This window comes from Chitinophaga sp., assembly GCF_039596155.1.
GTDB lineage: Bacteria > Bacteroidota > Bacteroidia > Chitinophagales > Chitinophagaceae > Chitinophaga.
Genome location: NZ_JBCNKF010000022.1, coordinates 49,701 through 73,633, shown reverse-complemented (window position 1 = coordinate 73,633; position 23,933 = coordinate 49,701). Strand labels below are relative to the sequence as shown.

Annotated in this window: 16 protein-coding genes and 1 riboswitch; of the genes, 11 read left to right on the top strand and 5 right to left on the bottom strand. The window is 44.4% G+C overall.

The window, feature by feature from the left end; genetic code table 11:
* Positions 1–41 precede the first annotated feature (41 nt).
* Positions 42–1,220 (bottom strand): PLP-dependent aspartate aminotransferase family protein, encoded by a 1,179-nt coding sequence (locus tag ABDW33_RS20700; protein WP_343692005.1) that lies wholly within the window; start codon positions 1,218–1,220, stop codon positions 42–44.
* A 127-nt stretch (positions 1,221–1,347) separates the two neighbouring features.
* A riboswitch (SAM riboswitch) is annotated at positions 1,348–1,471 on the bottom strand.
* Between the two features lie 84 nt (positions 1,472–1,555).
* On the opposite strand from ABDW33_RS20700, the gene ABDW33_RS20695 reads away from it, so the two are divergent.
* The 6 genes from ABDW33_RS20695 (at position 1,556) to ABDW33_RS20670 (ending at position 11,490) form a co-directional block, all read left to right on the top strand.
* A complete protein-coding gene (locus tag ABDW33_RS20695) occupies positions 1,556–2,887 on the top strand; it encodes a DUF2851 family protein (RefSeq protein WP_343692004.1) in 1,332 nt (443 codons plus the stop codon).
* A gap of 243 nt (positions 2,888–3,130) precedes the next feature.
* A complete protein-coding gene (locus ABDW33_RS20690; protein ID WP_343692003.1) occupies positions 3,131–3,973 on the top strand; it encodes a hypothetical protein in 843 nt (280 codons plus the stop codon).
* Positions 3,974–4,331: 358 nt separating this feature from the next.
* Complete coding sequence (lipA, locus tag ABDW33_RS20685) at positions 4,332–5,255, top strand: lipoyl synthase (protein ID WP_343692002.1); 924 nt, start codon at positions 4,332–4,334, stop codon at positions 5,253–5,255.
* Between the two features lie 488 nt (positions 5,256–5,743).
* Positions 5,744–7,075, top strand: coding sequence for a TolC family protein (locus ABDW33_RS20680; RefSeq protein WP_343692001.1), 1,332 nt, complete (start codon positions 5,744–5,746; stop codon positions 7,073–7,075).
* Positions 7,076–7,130: 55 nt separating this feature from the next.
* Positions 7,131–8,276 (top strand): efflux RND transporter periplasmic adaptor subunit, encoded by a 1,146-nt coding sequence (locus ABDW33_RS20675; RefSeq protein ID WP_343692000.1) that lies wholly within the window; start codon positions 7,131–7,133, stop codon positions 8,274–8,276.
* 37 nt (positions 8,277–8,313) lie between these two features.
* Positions 8,314–11,490, top strand: a complete 3,177-nt coding sequence (locus tag ABDW33_RS20670; protein ID WP_343691999.1) for a multidrug efflux RND transporter permease subunit — start codon at positions 8,314–8,316, stop codon at positions 11,488–11,490.
* A 73-nt stretch (positions 11,491–11,563) separates the two neighbouring features.
* Here the strand turns inward: ABDW33_RS20670 and ABDW33_RS20665 are convergent, their stop codons facing one another.
* Both ABDW33_RS20665 and ABDW33_RS20660 read right to left on the bottom strand, forming a co-directional pair.
* The gene (locus ABDW33_RS20665; RefSeq protein WP_343691998.1) at positions 11,564–11,974 is read right to left on the bottom strand and encodes a hypothetical protein; all 411 of its coding nucleotides are present in this window, start codon (positions 11,972–11,974) and stop codon (positions 11,564–11,566) included.
* 206 nt (positions 11,975–12,180) lie between these two features.
* Positions 12,181–14,871, bottom strand: a complete 2,691-nt coding sequence (locus ABDW33_RS20660; RefSeq protein WP_343691997.1) for an AsmA-like C-terminal region-containing protein — start codon at positions 14,869–14,871, stop codon at positions 12,181–12,183.
* A gap of 103 nt (positions 14,872–14,974) precedes the next feature.
* Here ABDW33_RS20660 and ABDW33_RS20655 point away from each other — a divergent pair, with 103 nt between their 5' ends.
* The gene (locus ABDW33_RS20655) at positions 14,975–15,565 is read left to right on the top strand and encodes an RNA methyltransferase (protein WP_343691996.1); all 591 of its coding nucleotides are present in this window, start codon (positions 14,975–14,977) and stop codon (positions 15,563–15,565) included.
* Positions 15,566–15,651: 86 nt separating this feature from the next.
* Here ABDW33_RS20655 and ABDW33_RS20650 read toward each other — a convergent pair whose 3' ends face one another.
* Both ABDW33_RS20650 and ABDW33_RS20645 read right to left on the bottom strand, forming a co-directional pair.
* Entirely contained in the window at positions 15,652–18,054 is a 2,403-nt protein-coding gene (locus ABDW33_RS20650) for a ribonucleoside-diphosphate reductase subunit alpha (protein WP_343691995.1), read from the bottom strand.
* 104 nt (positions 18,055–18,158) lie between these two features.
* Positions 18,159–19,130 carry a ribonucleoside-diphosphate reductase small subunit gene (locus tag ABDW33_RS20645; protein ID WP_146967206.1) on the bottom strand — a complete coding sequence of 324 codons (972 nt, stop codon included), beginning with the start codon at positions 19,128–19,130 and terminating at the stop codon, positions 18,159–18,161.
* A 484-nt stretch (positions 19,131–19,614) separates the two neighbouring features.
* Here ABDW33_RS20645 and ABDW33_RS20640 point away from each other — a divergent pair, with 484 nt between their 5' ends.
* The 4 genes from ABDW33_RS20640 to ABDW33_RS20625 all read left to right on the top strand — a co-directional run bounded on the left by ABDW33_RS20640 (position 19,615) and on the right by ABDW33_RS20625 (position 23,930).
* Positions 19,615–20,256 (top strand): ABC transporter ATP-binding protein, encoded by a 642-nt coding sequence (locus ABDW33_RS20640; protein ID WP_343691994.1) that lies wholly within the window; start codon positions 19,615–19,617, stop codon positions 20,254–20,256.
* Complete coding sequence (locus tag ABDW33_RS20635; protein WP_343691993.1) at positions 20,243–21,349, top strand: hypothetical protein; 1,107 nt, start codon at positions 20,243–20,245, stop codon at positions 21,347–21,349. The genes ABDW33_RS20640 and ABDW33_RS20635 overlap by 14 nt, the downstream gene beginning before the upstream one ends.
* A gap of 165 nt (positions 21,350–21,514) precedes the next feature.
* Positions 21,515–22,873, top strand: coding sequence for an outer membrane beta-barrel protein (locus ABDW33_RS20630; RefSeq protein WP_343691992.1), 1,359 nt, complete (start codon positions 21,515–21,517; stop codon positions 22,871–22,873).
* Between the two features lie 181 nt (positions 22,874–23,054).
* Complete coding sequence (locus ABDW33_RS20625; RefSeq protein ID WP_343691991.1) at positions 23,055–23,930, top strand: DUF2314 domain-containing protein; 876 nt, start codon at positions 23,055–23,057, stop codon at positions 23,928–23,930.
* Positions 23,931–23,933 lie beyond the last annotated feature (3 nt).

Genomic DNA, 23,933 nt, shown 5'->3' with positions numbered 1-23,933 from the left:
TTAGTGCTGCATTCAGTGTCCGTTGCAAAACGGTTTTGCGTTTATTGTAAAACTGTAATTTGTTTACCAGCAGGCAGGTTGAGTTTGTCCAGTGCCTGTTTTAAGTCGTTAATCAGGTCTTCAGCATCTTCGATACCTACGGAGAGGCGGATGCAGGAATCCTGTAAACCTGTTTTCTTGCGGTGGTCTTCCGGAATATTCCGGTGTGTCATAGTTGCCGGGTGATCCAGCATACTCTTTACGCCACCAAAGCTTTCGGCGAGTTTGAACAGCCTTGTGGCGTTCACTACTCTGATTGCATTTTTGATATTGTCATTTTTGAGAGAGAAGCTCACGAGTGCACCGTATTGCTTTTGTTGTTTACGGGCGATGTGGTGGTTTTTGTGTGATGCCAGTCCGGGATAGAACACTTTGTCCACAGCAGGATGTGTGGACAGCCAGGTGGCAATGGCCATTGCATTGCTGCATTGCTTATCAAGGCGCAGGCAAAGGGTTTCAATCCCCCTGATAGTGAGCCATGCTTCAAATGGACTGAGTATACTTCCTGAAATATTTTGATTGAAGCGTAACTGGTCGGCGAGAGGTTTGGCGTTCACTACTACCAGACCTGCAATGACATCGGTATGACCCGCCAGGTATTTGGTAGCACTATGGATCACAATGTCTGCGCCCAATGGAATGGGTTGCTGCAGCAGTGGTGTACACAGGGTATTATCTACTACCAGCAGTACATTGTGCTGCTTGGCGATCTTGCTGATAGATTTGATATCAGAAACGCGTAATGTAGGATTGGTGGGCGATTCTAGCCAGATCATCTTTGTATTAGGGGTGATAGCAGCCAATACTTTGTCGGTATTGCTTGTATCTACAAAGTTTGCTTTAATGCCAAAGCGTTCGAACATGTGCTGGAACATCTGAAAGATACCGCCATAAGTATCTTCAACGGCCATAATCTCATCACCTGATTTTAAAAGTTTCATTACCGCGTCGATAGCAGCCATACCACTGGCAAAAGCAAAACCCGCGTGTCCTTCTTCGAGGCTGCAGATAATGTTTTCCAGCACCTTGCGAGTAGGATTATTGGCACGGGAGAATTCAAATCCCTTGTTGATACCGGGTGATTCCTGTACGAAGGTAGAAGTTTGATAGATGGGGACGGAGATGGCGCCCGTCAATTCATCTACCGGGATACTATGTAATAACTGTGTGGCTATTTTCAACGCAAAGCAATTATACGGTTATGAAACTTTCGTTCAGAACAGCTAACTACCCAAAACAAAAAAGGCTCTTCCGTAGTTGGAAGAGCCTTTTCAGTATATAAGTACGTTGAAAATGTCAATCTCTGCCAACTTATCTATCTCCGGTTATGTGTATAACCGAAGCCGGAATTAGCACCTTTCCCTCATTTTTTAAACAAGGTTGGTTGCTAAGGCATCGCAGGGCCAAGTCCCTCCGCCTTTCTGGATAAGTCATGTGTTAAAGAACTGGGTGCAAAGTTAATGGTAAGTGCATCAGATTTCCAAAAAAAGAAAAAATTTGAAATGTCGTTTTGGAAATGCTAAATTTATTAGCAAAGGAAGAAGATATGACCATTGTTCAAATAGCCCCGCTTCTCACAGAGGAGCTGTTCCAATATATTTGGAAGCATCGTTTGTTTACCATTTCTCATTTACATACGATAGAAGGAGAGGCCGTACAGGTACTTCAACCGGGAGTACTGAACAGTAATGATGGTCCGGATTTCAGCAACGCAAGGTTGCGGATAGGCAATACAATCTGGGCAGGAAATGTAGAATTACATTTGAAAACATCTGACTGGTACAGGCACAATCATCAGCGCGATCAGCGCTACAGGAATGTTATACTTCATGTCGTGTTTGAACACGATCTGGAGGAGACGACTACCCAGGGAATTCCATGTATGGAGTTGCAATCAGCTATCCCGAAAATGTTACTGCACCGGTATGCGCAGTTGAAGCATTCAGGGCATTTTGTGCCTTGTGGAGGAAATGTGGCGTCGGTAGAGCGGCTTACATGGCGAAGCTGGAAAGATCGCCTGCTGGTAGAGCGATTGGAGAAAAGGGCAGATATGATGAAGGAATGGCTGACAAGGAGTCGTAATAACTGGGAGGAGTGTTGCTACTGGGCTATTGCCTATAGTTATGGGATGCCGGTAAATGGAGAAGCTTTTCTGAAGCTGGCCCAAAGCCTGCCTTATACAATGCTGATGCGGAATAAGCATCACCTTGCGCAGCTTGAAGCGTTGTTGTTTGGTCAGGCAGGCATGCTGGAAGGGCCGTTTACAGATGATTATCCATCGGAATTGCAGGCGGAATATGCTTTTTTAAAGCGGAAATACAATTTGCTGTCGTTGTTACCTCATCAGTGGAGATGGTTGCGGATGCGGCCTTCATCTTTTCCTTCAGTGAGGCTGGCCAGTCTGGCAGTGTTATTACAGCAGGGAAGAGATCTTTTTGCCAGGTTGCTGGAGATAAAAGATCTGCAACATTTTCAACAGATGCTGTTTGTGCAGCCAGATGGCTATTGGAAGGATCATTACAGGTTTGATACGGCGGCGGTGATCATGCGAAGGCCAGGTATTATGGTCACAAGGAATGTGATCATCAATAGTGTCTTGCCCTTGTTATACTTGTATGGAAGGGAGAAAAGATTGCCGGAATACCAGGAAAGGGCATTGGGCATGATGGAAGCCCTGCCTGCCGAAGAAAACAGTGTGATGGAAGGTTGGAAGAAGGTCGGTATTATGGCAGGCGATGCTGCCGATTCCCAGGCACTGCTGCATCTGAAGCAGTATTACTGCGAGGAAAAGCGGTGCTTACAATGTGCAATAGGGTGTAAACTGCTGAAGAAAGGCATTTCCCTGTAACCATTTTACTTCGAGTGCGTTATATCTATGGGTAGGCATATGGCCGGGGATAAAACAAATTTACACATGAAAGAAAAAACGTGTAGGTTTGTAACGATAAGTATACCAATATTACGCCCCTTACGTTTATTAGTAATAGTGGGCGATACAGTTAAACTCAGGATACTTTTGTTTGTAATTCGTGATGAGGCTGATCAATCATAGTTTAATATTACTCCCTTTAACAAAAACAAATCTATACAGGTGAAAAAATTACACTTATTCTTGCTTTTATTGGTAGTGGCAGGTGGATTGAAGGCACAGGACAATACCTCGTCGGGGGAGCACAGGGAGCAGAAGAAGTCTAAACCCGTTAACTCATTTAAGGCGCAGGAGGAACTGGAGAATGTTTATGAGCGTGAGTTTTCAGTGGGTGCCCGTCTGAATTCTGATGGCTGGAGTGGTTTCCTTGAAAAAGGATATCGCAGCAGCAGGACTAAGGTGACCTTTTTCCAGTTTGAATTTGCAGAAAAGAAAGATCCAAAGGAAGACAAGAAGTCAGGTGCAATCAAGGGAGTAGACCAATATGGATTCGTATATTCTGAAAAACCTTATATCTATGGTAAGCAGAATAACTTTTACCAGGTTAAGATTGGTATCGGGCAGCAAAGACTGATAGGAGGGAAGGCCAATAAGAATGGAGTACTGGTAAATGCGTTCTATTATGGAGGGCTTTCAATCGGGTTGCTGAAGCCTTATTATGTAAACGTGATCGATCCTAATGATGGTGTAACGGTAAGAACCATTAAATATGGTGAAAGTGTGCAGTATAACCAGGCTTTCCTGGACCGGGATAAGATAATTGGTGGCGGTGGATTTGGAAAAGGTTGGGGAGAGGTGACTGTGGCGCCGGGTGTGCATGGTAAAACGGGACTCCGTTTTGACTGGGCCAGATTTAATGAGGTGGTGAGTGCGCTGGAGGTAGGTGTGAATGCCGAATATTACGTTAAGGATATACCTATAATGGTGAATAGTGACCCTAAGAAGTTCTTTTTCAATGCTTATATAGCTTTACAGTTTGGTAAGCGCTGGAATAAGAAGAAGTAAAAAATGAAAAATAATGTAAGAAACGCTTTTGCCTGATGGTGAAAGCGTTTTTTTATGAGAATAGCGGGAACAGCAGTAGAAAAATGATAGTGGGTAGGTAGGCGATTACGGCGAAAGTGGATTTTATTGAAGGAAACGGAAATAATTAGGTTGTTGGCGGGCATCTACTGAAAGCGGGCAGAAAGCAGGCAGAAGAGGCGAATGATGGTGAAATAATATTTACAGGAGAATACAAGACAGGCTGACAATGGTGGAAGATTTTTACTGATTAGCATACCATTAACCAGCCCCTGGCAATAACCCGGTTCAAAATCCCCCGAGAAGTACTATTTTTGTAATCTTAAAGAAAGGATCAGAGATGCAAGAACCAACACTCACGACCGCAACACCTTGCAGTACAGCACCTGATGCTGCACCTGCCCCCAGGACTAAAAAACCTGACTGGCTGCGTGTCAAATTGCCAATAGGAGAAAACTACAAACAGGTTCGTAGCCTGGTAGACACCCATAAATTACACACCATTTGCGAAAGTGGAAATTGCCCTAATATGGGTGAATGCTGGGGGGCTGGTACTTCTACGTTCATGATATTAGGAAATATCTGTACCCGTAGTTGCGGATTCTGTGCCGTAGCCACCGGCCGGCCAGAAGCAGTTGATTGGGACGAGCCTCAGCGTGTAGCAGAAGCCATTTTCCTGATGAAGGTAAAACACGCTGTCATCACCTCTGTAGACAGAGATGAGCTGAAAGATGGTGGTTCTATCATCTGGGCCAATACGATCAAGGCAGTAAGAGCGCTGAACCCTGAAACGACCATGGAAACCCTGATCCCTGACTTCAGAGGACAATGGGAAAACCTGCAGCGTATCATTGACGTAGCACCGGAAATCGTGTCTCACAATCTGGAAACAGTAGAGCGCCTTACCAAACAGGTGCGTATCCAGGCGAAATATCACAGAAGTCTCGAAGTGATTCGCCGTTTGAAAGACGGTGGCATGCGCACCAAGAGTGGTATTATGCTGGGACTGGGTGAAACCAAAGAAGAAGTGATCCAGGCTATGCAGGATCTGTATGATAATGGTTGTGACGTAGTGACCCTGGGTCAATACCTGCAGCCCACACCAAAGCATTTGCCGGTAGTACGCTTTGTGCACCCGGATGAGTTTGCAGAGTACAGAGAGATTGGTTACGCAATGGGACTCGATTATGTAGAGTCAGGACCATTGGTAAGATCCTCCTACCATGCAGAGAAGCATATCCACAGTGGGCGGCCGAATAAGTAATTAATCTTGTTTATTAAAATCCATCAGCGGTGATGGATTTTTTTATTTCCATCATATCTTCGCATCTCGATTGCGATAAGAGACGTATTTATAGAATAATATTAAGGGCGCATTTTATAACCAGCAGACCTTGAGTTACTATCCAGCCATTTCAGCAGATAATAAAATATTGAATATCTGCTGATTATTAGAGATAGAAAATTTTGATTGAATAGTTATCTTCGCAAACACATTTTCGAATAGTTTCAGGGGAATAGGCGGATATTTCCCCGGTATATATACCCGTATATGCGACCATAACCGCAGCTTACACCTACATTACCTGCAACCTACCTGTTTGATTGTTAGTACATATTGATCTGTGCTTAAGCTGGATATTGTGTGTCTTAATGAAATCTTAATTAATTACTACGCAAGCAAAGAACATATAGCATTATTGCTTTGTTCTACGATTGGTCTAAAGAAGAAACTGATTGTCAAAACCTTTTATGAAAAGAGTAATTTATCTGACCGCCATGTTGGGAGCAGGGCTAATAAGCACCTCATCCTTTGCACAGCAGGTATCTGATTCCGTCATGCCAAAAGCGTCTCTGCAGGATTGCATCCAGTACGCTTTAACCCACCAGCCGGTGATGAAACAAACGCTGCTGGACCAGGAAATAGCGGAACATACCATCAAGAGCAAACTGGCTGACTGGTATCCCCAGCTGAATCTGGCCGCCGGCCTGAACCACTATCTGAAGTTGCAGACGTCTTATTTTAATGGAGCGGCTATCACCACTGGTGTGGCTAATACATCCTCTGCAGCCTTTACTTTAACGCAGAACATCTTTAACAGGGATGTATTGCTGGCCAGCAGAACCGCCAAGGTTGTGCGTCAGCAAGCTGCACAAAATACTACCAGCAATCAGATCGATGTGGTATCCAATGTATCTAAAGCCTATTACGACATGTTGCTTACCAAAGCACAGGTAGCAGTGCTGGATGAGGATATCGTGCGCCTGGAACGTAGCCTGAAAGATGCCTACAACCAATACCAAAGCGGTATTGTAGACAAGACAGACTACAAGAGAGCCACTATTTCACTGAACAATGCCAAAGCGCAAAAGAAAACCGGCGAGGAATCGCTGAAAGCCAAAAACGCTTTGCTGAAGCAATATATGGGCTTCCCGCCTGATTCTGCATTGGATGTGCGATATGATACCATCCAGATGGCGCAGAGCGTACAACTGGATACCAACACAACAGTTACCTACCAGAACAGGATTGAGTACCAACTGCTGCAAACCCAGCGTTCACTGCTGGAAGCAGAACTGAAGTACAACAGGTGGAGTTACCTGCCTACCGTGTCTGCATCTGGCAGCTACACCTTTGCATACTTCAATAAGGATTTTGGTAAGTTGTACAACAACAACTACCCTAACTCCCTGGTAGGCCTGACAGTCGCCCTGCCTATTTTCCAGGGCTTCAAACGTACTCATAATATCAAGATCGCTGAACTGAACCTCAAGCGTACCGACTGGGACGTAGAAGCGCTGAAGCAACAGATCAATACACAGTATACCCAGGCAATGGCTTCCTATAAGAGTAACCTGAACGAATATTTCATTCTCAGGGAAAATATGGACCTGGCCAAGGAGGTTTACAACCTGATCGATCTGCAATACCGGGAAGGTATCAAAACCTACCTGGAAGTGATCACCGCCCAGACAGATCTCCGCTCAGCAGAACTGAATTACTATAATGCCATGTTCACTGTATTATCCAGCAAGATAGACCTGCAGGTGGCATTGGGTACTATAACAACATCTAATCAATAAATGATAAAACTGGCTGGTTGCAATAACCAGTCATTGAAAGGACAAATATTTTCAGATGAAAACAAAGCAACACATTCTCCTCATTGGCGCTACAGGTATGTTTTTTCTGGCTTCCTGTAAAGGTCCGGAACAAAAAGGTGCTATGGCGATGCCGGCAACTAAGGTAAATGTTACGGCTGCTACTATGGGACAGGCTATTTATTATGATAAATACCCGGCTTCAGTGGTGGCCCTGAACCAGGTGGAACTGCGTGCGCAGGTCAGTGGTTATATCACTGGTATCTTTTTTAAAGAAGGGGAAGTCGTGCAAAAAGGAAAAGCCCTGTATGAAATAGACCGTCGTAAATATGAAGCTGCAGTACGTCAGGCAGAAGCCAATCTGGCTAGTGCAAAGGCTACACTGGTGCGCGCGCAGAAAGATGCTGATCGTTATCACGAGCTGGCCAAGCAGGATGCGATAGCCCGTCAGACACTGGACAATGCCGATGCTACACTCGAAACCAGCCGTGCAAGCGTAGCTGCAGCCGAAGCAGCATTGCTCGCTGCCCGCACCGACCTGGATTATTCTATTATTAAAGCGCCATTCACGGGTCGTATCGGTATCTCTCAGGTAAAGCTGGGTGCTCAGATCAGCCAGGGCTCTACATTGCTGAATACCATGAGCAGTGAGAACCCCATTGCAGTAGACTTCGTAGTGAGCGAAACTGATATTGCCCGCTTTTCAGCGATGCAGGGCAAAACCATTACACCTAATGACTCTACCTTCCGCCTTGTACTGCCAGGTGGTATGGCTTATTCAGAAAAAGGTAAGATCCTCGCCGTTGACCGTGGTGTAGACAACCAGACTGCTACTATCAAAGTACGTATCGAATTTGCCAATCCTAAAGACGAACTGAAGGATGGTATGAGTGCTGTACTGCAGGTGCTGAATGAGCAAAGCGGCGAAAACGTGATCATTCCTTACAAAGCTGTTGTAGAACAGATGGGTGAATTCTTCGTATTCGTAGCAAAAGATACTATTGCTGAACAACGTAAAATCCACCTGGGCCCCAAACTGAGGGACCGCATAGTAGTAAGCGATGGCCTGAAGGCTGGAGAAGTAGTAGTAACCGATGGCTTCCAGCGTCTGCGTGATGGTGGTGTGATCGATACTTCCGGCGTACCAGCGCAGCAGGCACCAGGCCAGGCTCCTAAAAAATAACGTAAACAGTTTGAGTTTGAATCAATAGAAGAAGATCATGATTGCAAATACTTTTATACGCAGACCGGTCACCGCGATAGTAATTTCTATCGTACTGGTGTTGGTAGGGATATTGGCGATGCTCAACCTGCCTATCGGTCAGTATCCTGAAATCTCACCTCCTACGGTGCAGGTGACAGGTACATACACCGGTGCAGATGCGCAGACCATTGAGCAAACCGTAGCCACGCCTGTGGAAGTACAGGTAAACGGTACACCTGGTATGACGTACATGACCAGTAACAGTACGAACAGTGGTTCCATGAGCCTTACTGTAAACTTTGAAGTAGGTACAGATATCAACATTGCGGCACTGGATGTGCAGAACCGTGTGGGTATCGCTCAGCCAACCCTGCCTCAGGAAGTACAACGACTGGGTCTTACAGTTAGAAAGCGTAACCCCAGTATCCTGATGCTGGTGGCATTATATTCTCCAAAAGGTACCCACGATGTAACCTTCCTGGACAACTACACCAACATCTTTATTAAAGATGCCTTGCTGCGTGCAAAGGGTGTGGGCGATATCTTTACCCGTGCGGACGACTTTAGTATGCGTGTGTGGCTAAAGCCTGATAAGCTGGCTGAAATGAACGTATCTGCCGACGAAGTGAAAGCTGCCATTACAGAGCAGAACGCGCAGATCGCAGCCGGTTCCGTAGGCGCGCCTCCGCAAAAGACTGGTCAGACCTACGAGTACAACATTTTCGTAAAAGGCCGTCTGGCAAATGCGGAAGAGTTTGGAAATATCGTCGTGAAAACCCAGCCTAATAATGGTGGCCTTGTTTACCTGAAAGATGTAGCCCGTGTAGAACTTGGTAAATTCAACTACACCGGTAACTCCTTTGTAGATGGTAAAAGAGCTTCTTACCTGCTGGTATACCAGGCGCCAGGTAGTAACGCGATTGAAACTGCTGAAAACGTGACGGAAGCAATGGAACAACTGAAAAAAGCATTCCCTGCGGATGTGGATTATGTAGTTCCATTTGAATCAGTATCTGTGGTGAAAGTATCTATCCACGAGGTAGTTGAAACATTGCTTGAAGCCCTGGTGCTGGTGGTGATCGTGGTGTTCCTGTTCCTGCAAAGCTGGAGAGCGACCATCATTCCGGTACTGGCGATTCCTGTATCTATTATTGCAACGTTCATCTTCTTCATACCGTTAGGCTTTACTATCAATACCCTGACCTTGTTCGGTTTCGTACTGGCGATTGGTATCGTGGTGGATGATGCCATCGTGGTGGTAGAGGCGGTCCAGCACAATATGGACCATGAGCGGATGTCGCCTAAAGAAGCTACCCTGCAGGCAATGAAAGAGATCTCAGGTCCTGTAATCGCCATTGCATTGATCCTGGCAGCAGTATTCGTACCGGTAGGATTTATTCCTGGTATCGTAGGTCGCCTGTATCAGCAGTTTGCGATCACTATCGCGATCTCAGTACTGATCTCCGCTTTTATCGCGTTGTCCCTGACTCCGGCATTGTGTACGCTGATTCTGCGTCCTATGCACCTGGATAAGGATTCAAAAGGTCTGAACAAGTTATTCTATCGTTTCAATACCTGGTTTGGTCATCTCACCAGCCGTTATTCACTGGGTGTAAAGAAGAGTATCCGCTGGGCAAGGTATGTGATGATCCTGCTGCTGTGTATTTGTGTGGGCGTGTTCATGTTGTTCAGATCCAAGCCAACAGGGTTCATTCCTACTGAAGACGATGGCCGTTTGTATATCACGTTTGACTTACCGGAATCAGCTTCTACAGAGCGAACCGTAGAGGCGCTGACAGGTATGATGCATGCACTGGATAGCGTACCGGGTATCGGGCACTATGCAGCATTGGGTGGTCTGAACGTTATCAGCTTTGCGACCAAATCAAATAGTGCGACCATCTTTGTGCAGTTGAAACCATGGGACGAAAGAAAGTCTAAGGAAACGCAGATCCAGGCAATCGCTGCTAACATACAGGCGAAACTATCCCGCTGGAAACAGGCATCTGTTGTCGTAATTCAGCCACCGGCTATTCCGGGTCTGGGTAGTACTGCCGGTTTCTCCTTTATCCTGGAGCAACGTAGTGGTGACCCTGATATCAAGGCCTTTGAAGGAGTATTGCAGAAGTTTACAGCTGCGATCAACCAGCGTCCTGAAATAGCAAGAGGATTCTCCTTCTTCACTGCACGTACACCGGGCTATCAATTGGAAATAGACCGTGAAAGGGCGAAGAAGATGGGAGTATCTATTTCATCTATCGCTACTGCGCTGTCCACTTATATGGGTAGTTCCTATGTGAATGACTTTACCATCTATGGACGTAACTTCCGTGTACTCACACAGGCTGATTCCAGCTATCGTGGAGATATAAAGGATCTGAACCAGATGTTTGTAAAGAATACAAATGGAGATATGGTACCGTTAAGTGCGGTGACTAATTATAAGGTGACTGAAACAGCCCCTGTGATTTCCCACTATAACCTGTTCCGTTCAGCGGAAATAAACGGTAGCCCTAATCCTGGTTATAGTAGTGGCGATGCGATCAATGCCCTGAAAGAAGTAGCGGCGCAGGTATTGCCGGAAGGCTACGGATATGAGTTCTCCGGTTTGAGCCGTGAAGAATTGTTATCCGGTAGTAAAACGGTGTACATCTTCGCATTGTCTATTGTGTTTGTATTCCTCTTCCTGGCAGCGTTGTATGAAAGCTGGTCAGTACCGTTCTCCGTACTGCTGGCGGTGCCGATTGGTGCGTTTGGTGCGATCCTGACGCTTACCTTCCTGCCAAAGATCAGTAATAACGTATATGCACAGATTGGTTTGATTACGTTGATTGGTTTATCAGCCAAGAATGCGATCCTGATTGTGGAGTTTGCGAAAGAACGTGTGGATAGAGGAATGGAGCTGGTTACCGCGACGGTAGAAGCTGCGAAGCTGCGTCTGCGTCCGATTATCATGACCTCCCTGGCATTCCTGTTGGGTATTCTGCCACTGGTACTGGCTTCCGGCGCAGGTGCAGAATCACGTAAAACGATGGGTTGGACGGTATTGGGTGGTATGTTTACCGCTACCTTCCTGGCGATCTTTATTGTACCTGTTTTGTTTGTAACGATCACAAGACTGGCATATGGTAAAGATAAACTGAAGGCGATGCAGGATAACTACAAAGTGATGCAGGATCATATGGATGTATAAACAAATAAGGTGGCCATTGGCCACCTTATTGCAAGAATAACAAAGCCCGCTCATTCGAGCGGGCTTTAACATTTTACTTACCAACCACTTGTCTGTAGTATAGCAAAATGGCTAACAGGGACAGGGCAATCGAGGATAGAAAGAATATCAAAAATATTTTCCATCCTATATGAACAGTTATTTTATCTGCTGGTGGTGCGACATCTCTATACACCTTATTCTGCGCACGGGATGACACACTTGCTTGTCTGGTAGCTTCTTCCAGAGCAATCCGCTGCATCAAAGCAACTTTAATATGAGCCGGAGGCATTGGAGCATCTTTAAATGCAGCCCGCTCCATACGACGTTCTACTTCTTCCATTTCTGTATGTAATTCAGGAAAAATGTTCAAATGGATTCGCAGGTCTTCTTCTTCTTCCAGGGTAGCGAACCCAAGAAAGTGTTTTTCGATTAGGCCATCTGATATGTAACGCTCGTATTCCATATACTTATTTAGGTTTTCTCTCAAGTTAACATGTCATCCATTCAAAGGATGGAGAATAAGCAATTTTCCACGGCTTTGCTAAGGTGATAAAAATGTCAGACAAAAAGTTGTCCAATTTAGTGAATTAAGAAAAACCCCAAAAAAAAATGAAATTAAGGGTACATTCTCCCATTTATAGCTGTATATAAATGATTTTAATGTGTTGCCTAGTTGCTTTTTTTCTTGAATATGTTCCCGATCCCCTTTACCGCCTCTTTCCCAACATTCTTCAAATCTTCTGCTTTGTTGGTTGTCGTAGTTGTATTCGAAGTATCCTTTTTTCCACCAAGTAACTGCTTGGCCAGCTCTTCTTTCGCTGCTTCTTTAACGGTGTTTACCGCTTGGTTTTTAACGGATTGCAAAGTATCTTTTATCGCTGTCTTTACTGTGTCTACCTTATTTTTTACTAAAGTAGCAGCCTGATCTTTCAGGTTATTTATTGTATTGCCAGCGGTTTCCTGCAAGTTAGTTTTATAAGTTGGTTTTAAGATATTTCCTCCCAATAAAACATTTAAATGAATACTATCACTTACGTTTACGGGTATACCTTTGTTACTTGCCTGGGTTGTCAGACTGGTAATCAGGGCATCTCCCTGTTTGCCAATTACACTCCTCGGCAGGGTCATCAGCATCGTATAATCCAATGACTGATCAAAACCATGAGAACCACCGATCTGCATGTGCATACCGTTAAAGTTCAGTGTGAATGGATTGATTTTTACTCTTCCGTTCTCGAAGGAGAAGTAAGTCTTCAGGTCCTTCAGGGATAGGTTTTTCAAGGCAGTCACGTTCAGGGTGTTCGCCAGTTGGTCTACTACCCCAAATTTCTGCAACGCTCCTTCCAGTACAAATAGGTTACCATCTCCGTTGAGGCTGTTCAGGATAGGCATCATGTCCTTGCCCAGCTGACCCTTCATACTCAATTGAGACGTGACTTTACCTCCTATGAACTGTGCGATTGGCATCAGTTTCTGTACCGTATTGAATGACTTAAATGCCTGTTGGATATCTATCTGCTGTACATTGTAAGACATACTGATATCAGGGGTATTAGGATTTGCCTTTGTGCTGTAGCTACCATTTACTTCCATTGTACCCTGCATAGCATTGGCTTTCACCTGTTGCATAGTAACGGTCTGATCTTTGACAAGCAGTGCACCGCTTACATTGGTCAGATCCAGTTGATCATAGCGTACCTTGTCTGCTGTTGCATTCAGACTCAGGTTCAGATTAGCAGGTACTGCAAATGGTGCACTGGGGGTATCCGTTGTCGCGGTGGCAGTAGTTTCCGTACCCATCCATTTATTCAGGTCAATCTGATCTGCCTTCACGGTCAGGTTACCATCCAATGGTTCGTTTTTGAATGCATAGGCCAGCATATTATTTACTGCACCATTGGCTTTGAAATTTGTGCCCATGTATTGACCGTCGAATGATTCTACAGTTACATTCTTTGGATTAAATTTCATGGAAAGGTTATTCACCTTTACGCCATCCGGATAATCTTTGCTGCGATACAGCAGGTTAGTCACCAGGATGCTGCCTGCTGCATAGAAACGGTCATATTGTTGCTTTTCGATGGCGCTCATGTTGCCTTTCGCACTTACGTCAGCATCTACAATACCACTTACAGCGGTTCCTTCGTCCAGTTTTACGAACTGGGTCACTTTTGAAAGGTCCAGGCTACCTTTGGCAGCACCATCTATATACATGTCAGAGATAGGTGTTTTTACCAGCAGGCGCAGGTCCAGTGGGGTATTGTCCATATCAAGATGTGCAGCAGGCATGTCAATAACTGTATGATCAGGTACACCGTCAGGATTGTTGACCTTCAGGGCGATCTGTATATTTTTTACTGGCTTAGGCAGGTCGGGATATTGGAAGAACCCGTCCTTTACCTGGAGGTTCAGGCCAAATGCCGGCATCTGTGTAGCACTGTAAGTACCTTTCACAAAGCCATCGAATGTTGCTGTACCAGATGTCTTGATCTTCTCGAAATCTGTCATGAAGATAGCCGGTACCAGTGAAAGGATATCTTTAAACTGGGTAGAAGGCGCTTTCATGCTCAGATCCATCCCATAAGTACTGTCATTCACCAGGGTGAAAGAACCTTGTGCCGTGAGCTGCAGGTTATTCAGACTGGCTTTAGCCTGTTGGATAGTGTAGGTATTGGTTTTATTATCTACTTTGATGTCTGCATCCATTTTGGTATGGGTACGTAGCAGGTAGGGGATAAGACCATAACGGAAAGTTACAGCTTCCGCTTCTGTGGAAGTGGTAAGCGTAAAGAGGTCCTGTGTAAAATCACCTTTGCCTGAGTGATCCAGGTTTTCGATGATCATACTCATATCTCCCTGACGATCAGTATACTCGATATAAGCATCTTCGATTTTGTACTGTTGCAGGCTCATTGCAAACTTAGTCGCAGCAGTATCTGCAGGATTGATCCGGGCAGTATCTGGTTTGGTGATATCCCAGTTTGCCTTACCGTCTTTGTTGATGATAGCGTGAATACGTGGTGCATCGACATTGATGTTGTAGATATCGTAGGTTTCTCCCTTAATTACGCTCATCAGGTTCAATGCCACATCAATTTTTTTCACGGAGATCAGTGTATCTCCGACAAAAGGCGCGCGGTTTACCACCTGCAGGTCTTCCAGTGCCACGGCAAGGCGTGGGAAGTGCCTGATCAAACTGATATCCACGTCTTTAAAGTCAACGTCCGCCTCTAACTGCTTATTCAGTTCAGTCTTAACGATGGACATAATCTTTCCTTTGAACAGGAAAGGAATAGCAATAGCTGCTACTATTAGTACGAGCAGCAGTATGCCTGTTACTTTCAGGATCTTCTTTAACATGTGGCTGATATAGGTTTATATATTCCGATTGAAGATAACAAGTAAAGTTCGTATTCTTCAAATTAGCTTACTTTTGCTCCTGAATTTTTATATCTGATTGATTATGACACCTGAACGTAGAGCACGCATATTATCTGTACTAAATAGACGCCAGGCCGGCCTCACAGTCGTGCTGGATAATATAGAGGATCCACATAATATCGCTGCTATCATGCGTACCTGTGATGCAGTGGGTATACAGGAAATTTTTACGGTGAATAACAAGCCGCCAAGGGTAAAGAAATGGGGCGCCAAAAGTTCATCCAGTGCCAATAAATGGTTGACGCATCATAAGTTTACCGATGTGCATGAATGTATTAAAGTGTTGAAGCAGCGATATGATAAATTGATGACCACACATCTTGCACAGGATTCAGTGAGTTTATATGATATTGATTTTAAAGAATCTGTTGCACTGGTATTTGGCAATGAACAGACGGGTGTATCAGAAGCATTCCTGGCAGCTGCCGACGGGAATTTTATTATTCCGCAAATGGGCATTATCCGATCACTGAATGTATCTGTTGCCTGTGCGGTGAGTATTTATGAAGCTATGCGGCAGAAGACACTGGCAGGGCATTATGACAAGAGGAGTTTGCCCGATGAACAATATAATATGCTGTTGGAGAAATGGGGATATGAAGAAGAAGAATAAATACAATTAAAAAAGCTTTTGCCCATGGCAAAAGCTTTTTTAATTGTAGGTACACCTGTTGCGTACCTTATAAAATTTAATTCATTTTACGCACTACAAGTTACACAACCCTCTTCCATAGTGCATACTGCACCTTCAATTATCTCCACCTCATCTAACTTCGGGTCTACTTTCTTTTCTCCTGCAGGTGCTGTAGCAGCGATCATAGGTTCCATATTCTGACCACCCTGTTTTTCTACAGTGAACTGTACCGCCTGTGCAGCAGCCTGTGTGCGCAGATAATACATACCTGTCTTCAGACCTTTCTTCCATGCATGGAAGTGCATAGATGTCAGCTTCGCAGCAGATGGTGTATCTACAAACAGGTTCAGCGACTGAGACTGGCAGATGAACGCTCCACGATCGGCAGCCATATCGATTATTGTACGTTGTTTGATTTCCCAGACAGTCTTGTACAATGCTTTGATATTAGCCGGAATTTCCTGGATGTTCTGGATTGAGCCATTTGCAGAAATGATCTTATTCTTCATATCATTATCCCACAGGCCCAGTTCTACCAGGTCTTTCAGCAGGTGCTTATTTACTACCACAAACTCACCACTCAATACACGACGTGTGTAGATGTTGGAAGTGTATGGTTCAAAACATTCGTTGTTACCAAGGATCTGAGAAGTAGATGCGGTAGGCATGGGAGCCAGCAACAGGGAGTTGCGAATACCATGTTTCTTGATCTCTGTTTTCAGTGAAGCCCAATCCCAGCGAGCAGAAGGAGTTACGCTCCACATATCAAACTGAAGGATTCCTTTGGATGCCGGAGAGCCCGGGAAGGTTTCGTAAGCGCCTTCTTTTATAGCCAGATCTTTGGAGGCAGTAAGTCCTGCAAAGTAAATGGTTTCAAAGATCTCTTTATTCAGTTGTTTTGCTTCTTCACTTTCGAATGGATAACGCATCAGGATGAATGCATCAGCCAGGCCCTGTACGCCCAGTCCGATAGGACGATGACGCAGGTTAGAGTTACGAGCCTGCTCAACCGGATAGAAGTTATGGTCAATGATGCGGTTCAGGTTAATAGCGACCTGGTACGTCACATCAAATAAACGCTGGTGATCAAATTTACCATCGATCACGAATCGTGGCAGTGCCAGTGAAGCCAGGTTACATACAGCTACTTCGTTCGCGTCTGTATATTCGATGATTTCTGTACACAGGTTGGAACTCTTGATAGTACCCAGGTTCTGTTGATTTGATTTGCTGTTCGCAGCATCTTTATACAGCAGGTAAGGGTTACCTGTTTCGATTTGAGCATCGAGAATAGCAAACCACAGATCCTGCGCTTTTACAGTTTTACGTGCGCGGTTTTCACTTTCGTATTGTGTATATAATTTCTCAAATGCTTCACCCCAGCATTCATGCAGGCCTGGTGCTTCGTGTGGGCAGAACAGGCTCCAGTCGCCATTTTCTTCAACACGTTTCATAAACAGGTCTGGTACCCACAGTGCATAGAACAGGTCTCTTGCACGCATTTCCTCTTTACCATGGTTCTTGCGCAGATCCAGGAATTCAAAGATGTCAGCATGCCATGGTTCCAGGTAGATAGCAAATGCACCTTTACGTTTACCACCACCCTGATCTACATAGCGTGCAGTATCGTTGAACACACGCAGCATAGGAATGATACCATTGGATGTTCCATTAGTACCGCTGATATAAGAACCCGTAGCGCGGATGTTATGAATGCTCAGGCCAATACCACCGGCACTCTGTGAGATCTTTGCAGTTTGCTTAAGTGTGTCATAGATACCTTCGATGCTATCGTCCTGCATAGTGAGCAGGAAACAGCTCGACATCTGTGGCTTAGGCGTACCTGCATTGAACAGGGTAGGCGTAGCATGCGTGAACCAGCGCTCGCTCATCAGGTTATAGGTCTTGATGGCAGCGTCGATATCCTCTTTGTGTATACCAACCGCCACACGCATCAACATATGTTGTGGACGTTCCGCCACTTTCCCGTCTATCTTTAATAAATAAGAACGTTCCAGTGTTTTGAAACCAAAATAGTCGAATGCGAAATCGCGGTCATAAATTATATTGGAGTCGAGAATTTCTGCATGTTTGCTGATGATCTCCATCACATCGTCGGAGATCAATGGAGCAGGTTTCCCAACTTTAGGATCGATATATTCATACAGCTTCTTCATTGTCTGAGAGAATGATTTCACTGTATTTTTATGCAGGTTACTTACTGCAATGCGTGAAGCCAGCAGTGCGTAATCCGGATGTTTTGTAGTAAGCGAAGCGGCTGTTTCTGCAGCCAGGTTGTCCAGCTCAGTGGTATTTACACCATCATACAAACCTTGAATTACTTTCTTGGCAACGTCGATAGCATCTACATAATCCGCATTTAATCCATAACAAAGCTTTTCAACGCGGGCAGTAATCTTATCAAACTTTACCGCTTCTTTGCGGCCGTCGCGCTTAATTACAAACATGGTTAAATGAATTTAAAGGTTAGTGTGTTAGAATGTGTGTGGGCAAAAAATGTCAGCTTATAGCTTGCAATTATTATGCCTTTATACATGAATCCGGTAAATAATTAGAAATCTTCATCGAGACTGAATGTCTGTGTATCTTTTCCAGACATTACACCTGCTTTCTGATAATCACCTACACGTTTTTCGAAGAAGTTGGTTTTTCCCTGGAGAGAAATCATCTCCATGAAATCAAACGGATTTGCAGTATTATATATTTTGCTATAACCTAATTCTGACAGCCAGCGGTCAGCTACGAATTCAATGTATTCCGCCATCAGCTTACTGTTCATACCTATTAATGCTACAGGCAGTGCGTCGATAATGAATTCCTTTTCAATTTCAACAGCGTTGGAAATAATCTGGTGTACCTGCTCTTCTGATAATTTTTGCTCCAGCATACTATAGAGCAGACAAGCAAATTCACAGTGCAGTCCTTCATCACGGCTAATTAACTCATTGGAGAAGGTGAGACCAGGCATCAGACCTCTTTTCTTCAACCAGAAAATAGAACAGAAACTTCCTGAGAAGAAGATACCTTCTACTGCAGCAAATGCTACCAGGCGCTCTGCAAAGTTGCCGTTCTCAATCCAGCGAAGCGCCCATTCTGCTTTTTTCTTCACAGCAGGTACCGTATCGATGGCATGGAACAGGCGATCTTTTTCCACCGGATCTTTTACATAAGTATCAATCAGTAATGCATAGGTTTCAGAGTGGATGTTTTCCATCATGATCTGGAAACCATAAAAACAACGTGCTTCCGGCAGCTGCACTTCACTCATGAAGTTAACGGCCAGATTTTCATTTACAATGCCATCACTGGCTGCAAAAAATGCAAGTACGTGTGTAATAAAGTGACGTTCACCATCGTTCAGATTTGCCCAGTCTTTCAGGTCCCCACTCAAATCTATCTCTTCTGCAGTCCAGAAACTGGCTTCGTGCTTCTTATACTTTTCCCATACAGCGGGATAATTGATTGGTAGCAATACAAAGCGGTCCTTATTTTCCTTTAAAAGGAGTTCATTCTCGTAGTTCATCAACTCAATTAATTTAATTATGGTTAACGTATATAGACATGCAAGGACATTACGGAAAGGAGACGTTCCCGCCAATTAATTTGCTATTGAACCCTTTTTCTGTGATACCCTTTCTTATTATACGTACGCTGGTTTGTTCAGGACTGGTGCATTGCGCTGGTGTTCTTTCTCGGGGATTTGTAACAACACAATTTCGCCATGAACTGATACAAATGTAACAATGATCTTCACTGGCTATATTTTAAGTTATTAACGACCTGTGGAAAAACCATGTGGGTAATTATAAAATGAAGCAGGACAGGGAGATTGGGGAATATTAAATCTATCCGCAAGTGTTTTGCACATAGAAAATTATTTAGATATTATTTAGTTTTTTTTCCGAAAATCCGGCTAAATTTTTACCAATTTTTTGTTAATTCATTTACTACCAGTAGGATAAAAAAAATTATTTGTACAATATTAGCAGAAAGTATAATCATTTATCATGTCCGCACCCGTTCTCCATTTAAAAAATGTGATTAAAGCCTATGAGGATCATGTAGTTCTGAATATCCCTGATCTCCAATTGGAATATGGAACCTATTGGTTGTTAGGAGGAAACGGAGCCGGCAAGACCACCAGCATGAAAGTAATGGCCGCACTGATTCCAAGCCAGGGAGAAATCAGTGTGGAAAACGTGCAGGCTAAACAGCAACCTGTACAATTCCGACGCCTCGTTAGCTATGCAGAAGCAGAGCCTGTTTACCCCGGTTTCCTGACCGGAAAAGACCTGGTGAGCTTATACCTGAAAACCAAAGGAAAAGGTTACAAAGACCTGGACCAGATCATACACCTGTTAGGTATTCATGAGTTTATCCACAGACCTGTCAGCGGCTACTCCAGTGGCATGTTGAAAAAACTATCGCTGGTACTGGCATTCACCGGTACCCCCAGGGTGATTTTACTCGATGAACCACTTATTACGCTGGATGTGCAGACTGTTCCGCTGATCAATAACCTGGTCGAAGAATTCCATACCAGATATGGCGTCACATTTATTATTAGTTCACACCAGCCAGTTTCGGGCAGTTCTATCCGCTTACAGGTACAGGATAAAAATATTGTAGCAGCTCATGGCGTTATCTAAAATATTTACCGGCCGGTTCTATGCAAGTAATGCGGCCCTCTTTTTCCTGGTATTCTATTTCTTTTTTGGAATTGTACCCGGCAATATGTTGCTTTCTTATCACCTGGCATTGATCAGAGGATTTACCGGCAATGCAGATTTCCTTTGCCTGGTATTACTGGGTTGGGCAGCGTACAATGTGAAGTGTATATTATTTGTTCTGAAAACACTAAGCGCAAGAGAATCTTTATACCTGTACGCAACAATGGGCGTACTGGAAGGTATGCATAAATGGCGCACCTGGTTCCGTATTCATTGCTCCCTGTATCTGCCTGCACTCGCCTATGGCGGTGTAGCGGCAAGTATCGCCTTTAAAGAAAAACATATAGGCGCCGTTGTTACTATTATCCTCTTTCAGTTACTGATGTCCATAGTCCCGTTGTTTGTATATGATCGTAAGATGAAAAGCCCCGGTACTACCTCTCTCTTCATCAGGTGGCAGCAACAACTGAACCGGTTATTCACCAAACCATTGTGGGCATATTACTTATATGAATTGTTGAATAATGGCAGCCGGTCACTGTTCATTACAAAAGGCATAACAGGGCTGATCATTATCGCTACTTACTCGCTGATGGAACAACCCTACGAATTACGTTTCATGCTGGTCGGCCTTTTGCTGGTATTACTGGCCCATACTGTACTGGTCTTTAATCACAGGCAATTCGATGACCTGAAATTATCGATGTCTATACAGTTGCCAATCACACTGTGGAAAAGATATGCACAAACATCTGCTGGGTATTTTGTGTTGTTACTGCCTGAATTTCTTTTCCTCGCTGTGCGAACTTTTCAGGTGGCAGGCCCACTAGATCAATTATTGTTTATTTGCCTGAGTGTATCAATGCTGGTCATGTGGAGAATGCTGTTATACTTTCCACGGCTGGATCAGGATAAATATTTTCGTTGGGTACTTATTTCGATAGTCATATCGCTGTTCATGATCCTGGCGTATTTATACTGGTACCTGGTGGTGGGCCTGCAGGTGCTGGCATTTGCGATCTTTAGTATGCGGTATTATAAATACGAGCCACCACTGGCCGACGTACAGTAAGCCCCTCTCATTTTCTTAGAAAGCTTCTCAAAATGAGAAGCTTTTTTTTTTGCGTAGTAAAGGAACTTTTTATCAAAATGCCTGTTAGTAAAGCATTTGAATGTTTCATGCCAGAACCGGAACAATTTTCGGCTATTATCCGGCATCGAATAAACTTATACAAAAATGAACAACCTTTTAAGCGTACTTCTACTTGCATCTGTCTCTCTACAAACATTCGCGCAGGCACCCGATACGACCAAAGTGCCCTTTGGCGGAATGGACTGGACCTGGCAAAACGGAAATGACAGAAGAGATCAACCCAATCTGCAGTCGAAGTATGTGACTGGCATCGTGATGCTGGATGTGAACTATACTCATTCTTTCAACAATCCTAATGACAATACGGTAGTTGGTTCCACTGCACTGTCACGCAACAATGAAATACAGGTATCCAGTGCTGCCCTGGGTGGTGAGTTTAATTACAATGGCGCCAGAGGCCGCATCGTTACACAATTTGGTACCCGTTCTATCGTCGTACCACGCAATGACTATAGTGTGTACAGAGGTCAATACCAACTCAATAATGCTTACAGGTATATCAGTGAAGCCTATGCCGGCTACCATTTTAACAAGTGGTATGGCATCAACGTAGATGCCGGTATGTTCATGTCCTACATCGGATTGAACTCTTACTATCAGGTGGAAAACTGGGAATACCAGGCCAGCTTTACCTCTGATAATACACCCTGGTTTTTCAACGGTGTACGTGTGCAGATCTTTCCTTCCAAACATTTAAAAATCGAACCATGGCTCATCAACGGCTGGCAAAGCTATGGTAAATTCAATGCTATGCCCGGCGTAGGATTCAACATCACTTATGCACCACATGATAATCTTAAACTGGTTACGAACAACTACTATGGCTCAGATGCTGCAATGATTCCGGACCGTAAGCGTTTTCACTCAGATAACAGTGTGCTGTACAGATATTACAATAAACCTGCTTCTAATGGAATTACTAAAATGGCCTTCTCCCTCACCGGTGACATCGGTTTCGAAAAAGGAGGTGGGGTGAATGGCTTCTCTAACAGTGATAGTACCAAAGGACCGGCCCAATATTTCCTGAGTGCCATGTTCTATAACCGTACCTGGTTTGCCCATGATCACCTGGCATGGACCATCGGTGGCGGTGTAATGAAAAACCCCGGCCGTTACCTGGTGCTGTATCCTACCGGACAGGCCAGCCCTTTGCCTAACCCCGCAGATCCTACCAAAACAGAAGGGGCCTATCCATTCTCTGCTAATCCCGGTGATCAGTTTGCCGCATGGGATTGCAGTACTAACCTGGACTGGATGCCCAATCAAAACCTGACTTTCAGGATTGAGTATGTGCACAGACATGCAAGCGTACCCTACTTCGCAGGCAAAGGAGGTGTGACTTCTCCTACCGGTTATACCACCACTCCATTGCCGGCAGACTGGCGCCCGGACCTTGTGAAGTCTGAAGACAGGATCATCGCCGCTATATTATTCAGGCTGTAATTAATCGCAATACATGTAATCGAAATGCTGTAACTATCCTGTGAGAACGAAAATGAGGGTTGCCACCAGGCAACCCTCATTGTATTTATACGTGATAAATATTATTTCAAATTGATTATATTCGTTTTTCAAGTGCGTAAACGTAGGGACTGATCAACCGCGTCTTTAATTGAATTTATCCATGGGCTTATTCTCAAAACTCTTCGGGAAGCGTAGCGAACCTGCTTCCAATGAACAATTACCTGTAGTACATATCCCTGATTCTGATGAGCGTATGAACTGGGCCATTGAAAAAGCCAGATCCAGTATGCATCACTTTCAGGATTGTTTGTTATCACCAACACCTGCACAGCAATACTTCTCTGTAAAAGTACTGATCGATGATGGGAACAACCGCGAGCATATCTGGTTAACCACTCCTAGCTTTGATGATGAAGGCAATCTGTATGGAGAAGTAGGTAACAAACCTGTGTATGTTAATTCTGTTTCCATCAATCAACGTATAGGTATTGATCCCCGGTTTATTACTGACTGGATGATTATTGAAAATGGCCGCCTCATTGGTGGTTATACTATTCGTGCCATCCGTGAAGGATTGCCGGGGCACGAATTATCTGAGTTTGACAGGCAGGTAGGATTATACATTGATGAGGGAATTGACTATTTCTCACATGACTTTTCTACACCGGAAGGTGCCATCCTTTGCCTGGAAGATGCTTATGACGAGCAGGACATAGATAAGGCCGTGTCCTGCAAAAACTTTTATGAAGAAGCCAGATTACTGCTGGAAAAAATGAACGACAGGTTCAGCAGTCCTGAAATTATAGAAACCACTGCAGAGGTACTCCGCCTTTCCTTTATCAAGAACCTGGAAGAAGAGGGTTTCCCCGTATTCCACAACCTGCTTCGGGCTTTCCCTGAAAGAAAGAAGGTGACCGGGAACCTTTATCTCATTACCGAAGTTTGTATTTTCCCTGATGGGGGAAAAAGTCGCCAACAATTATATACCTTCAGGGATGAAGATGGATGGAAGGTGCTGAATGTGGCCGAAGAATAAACA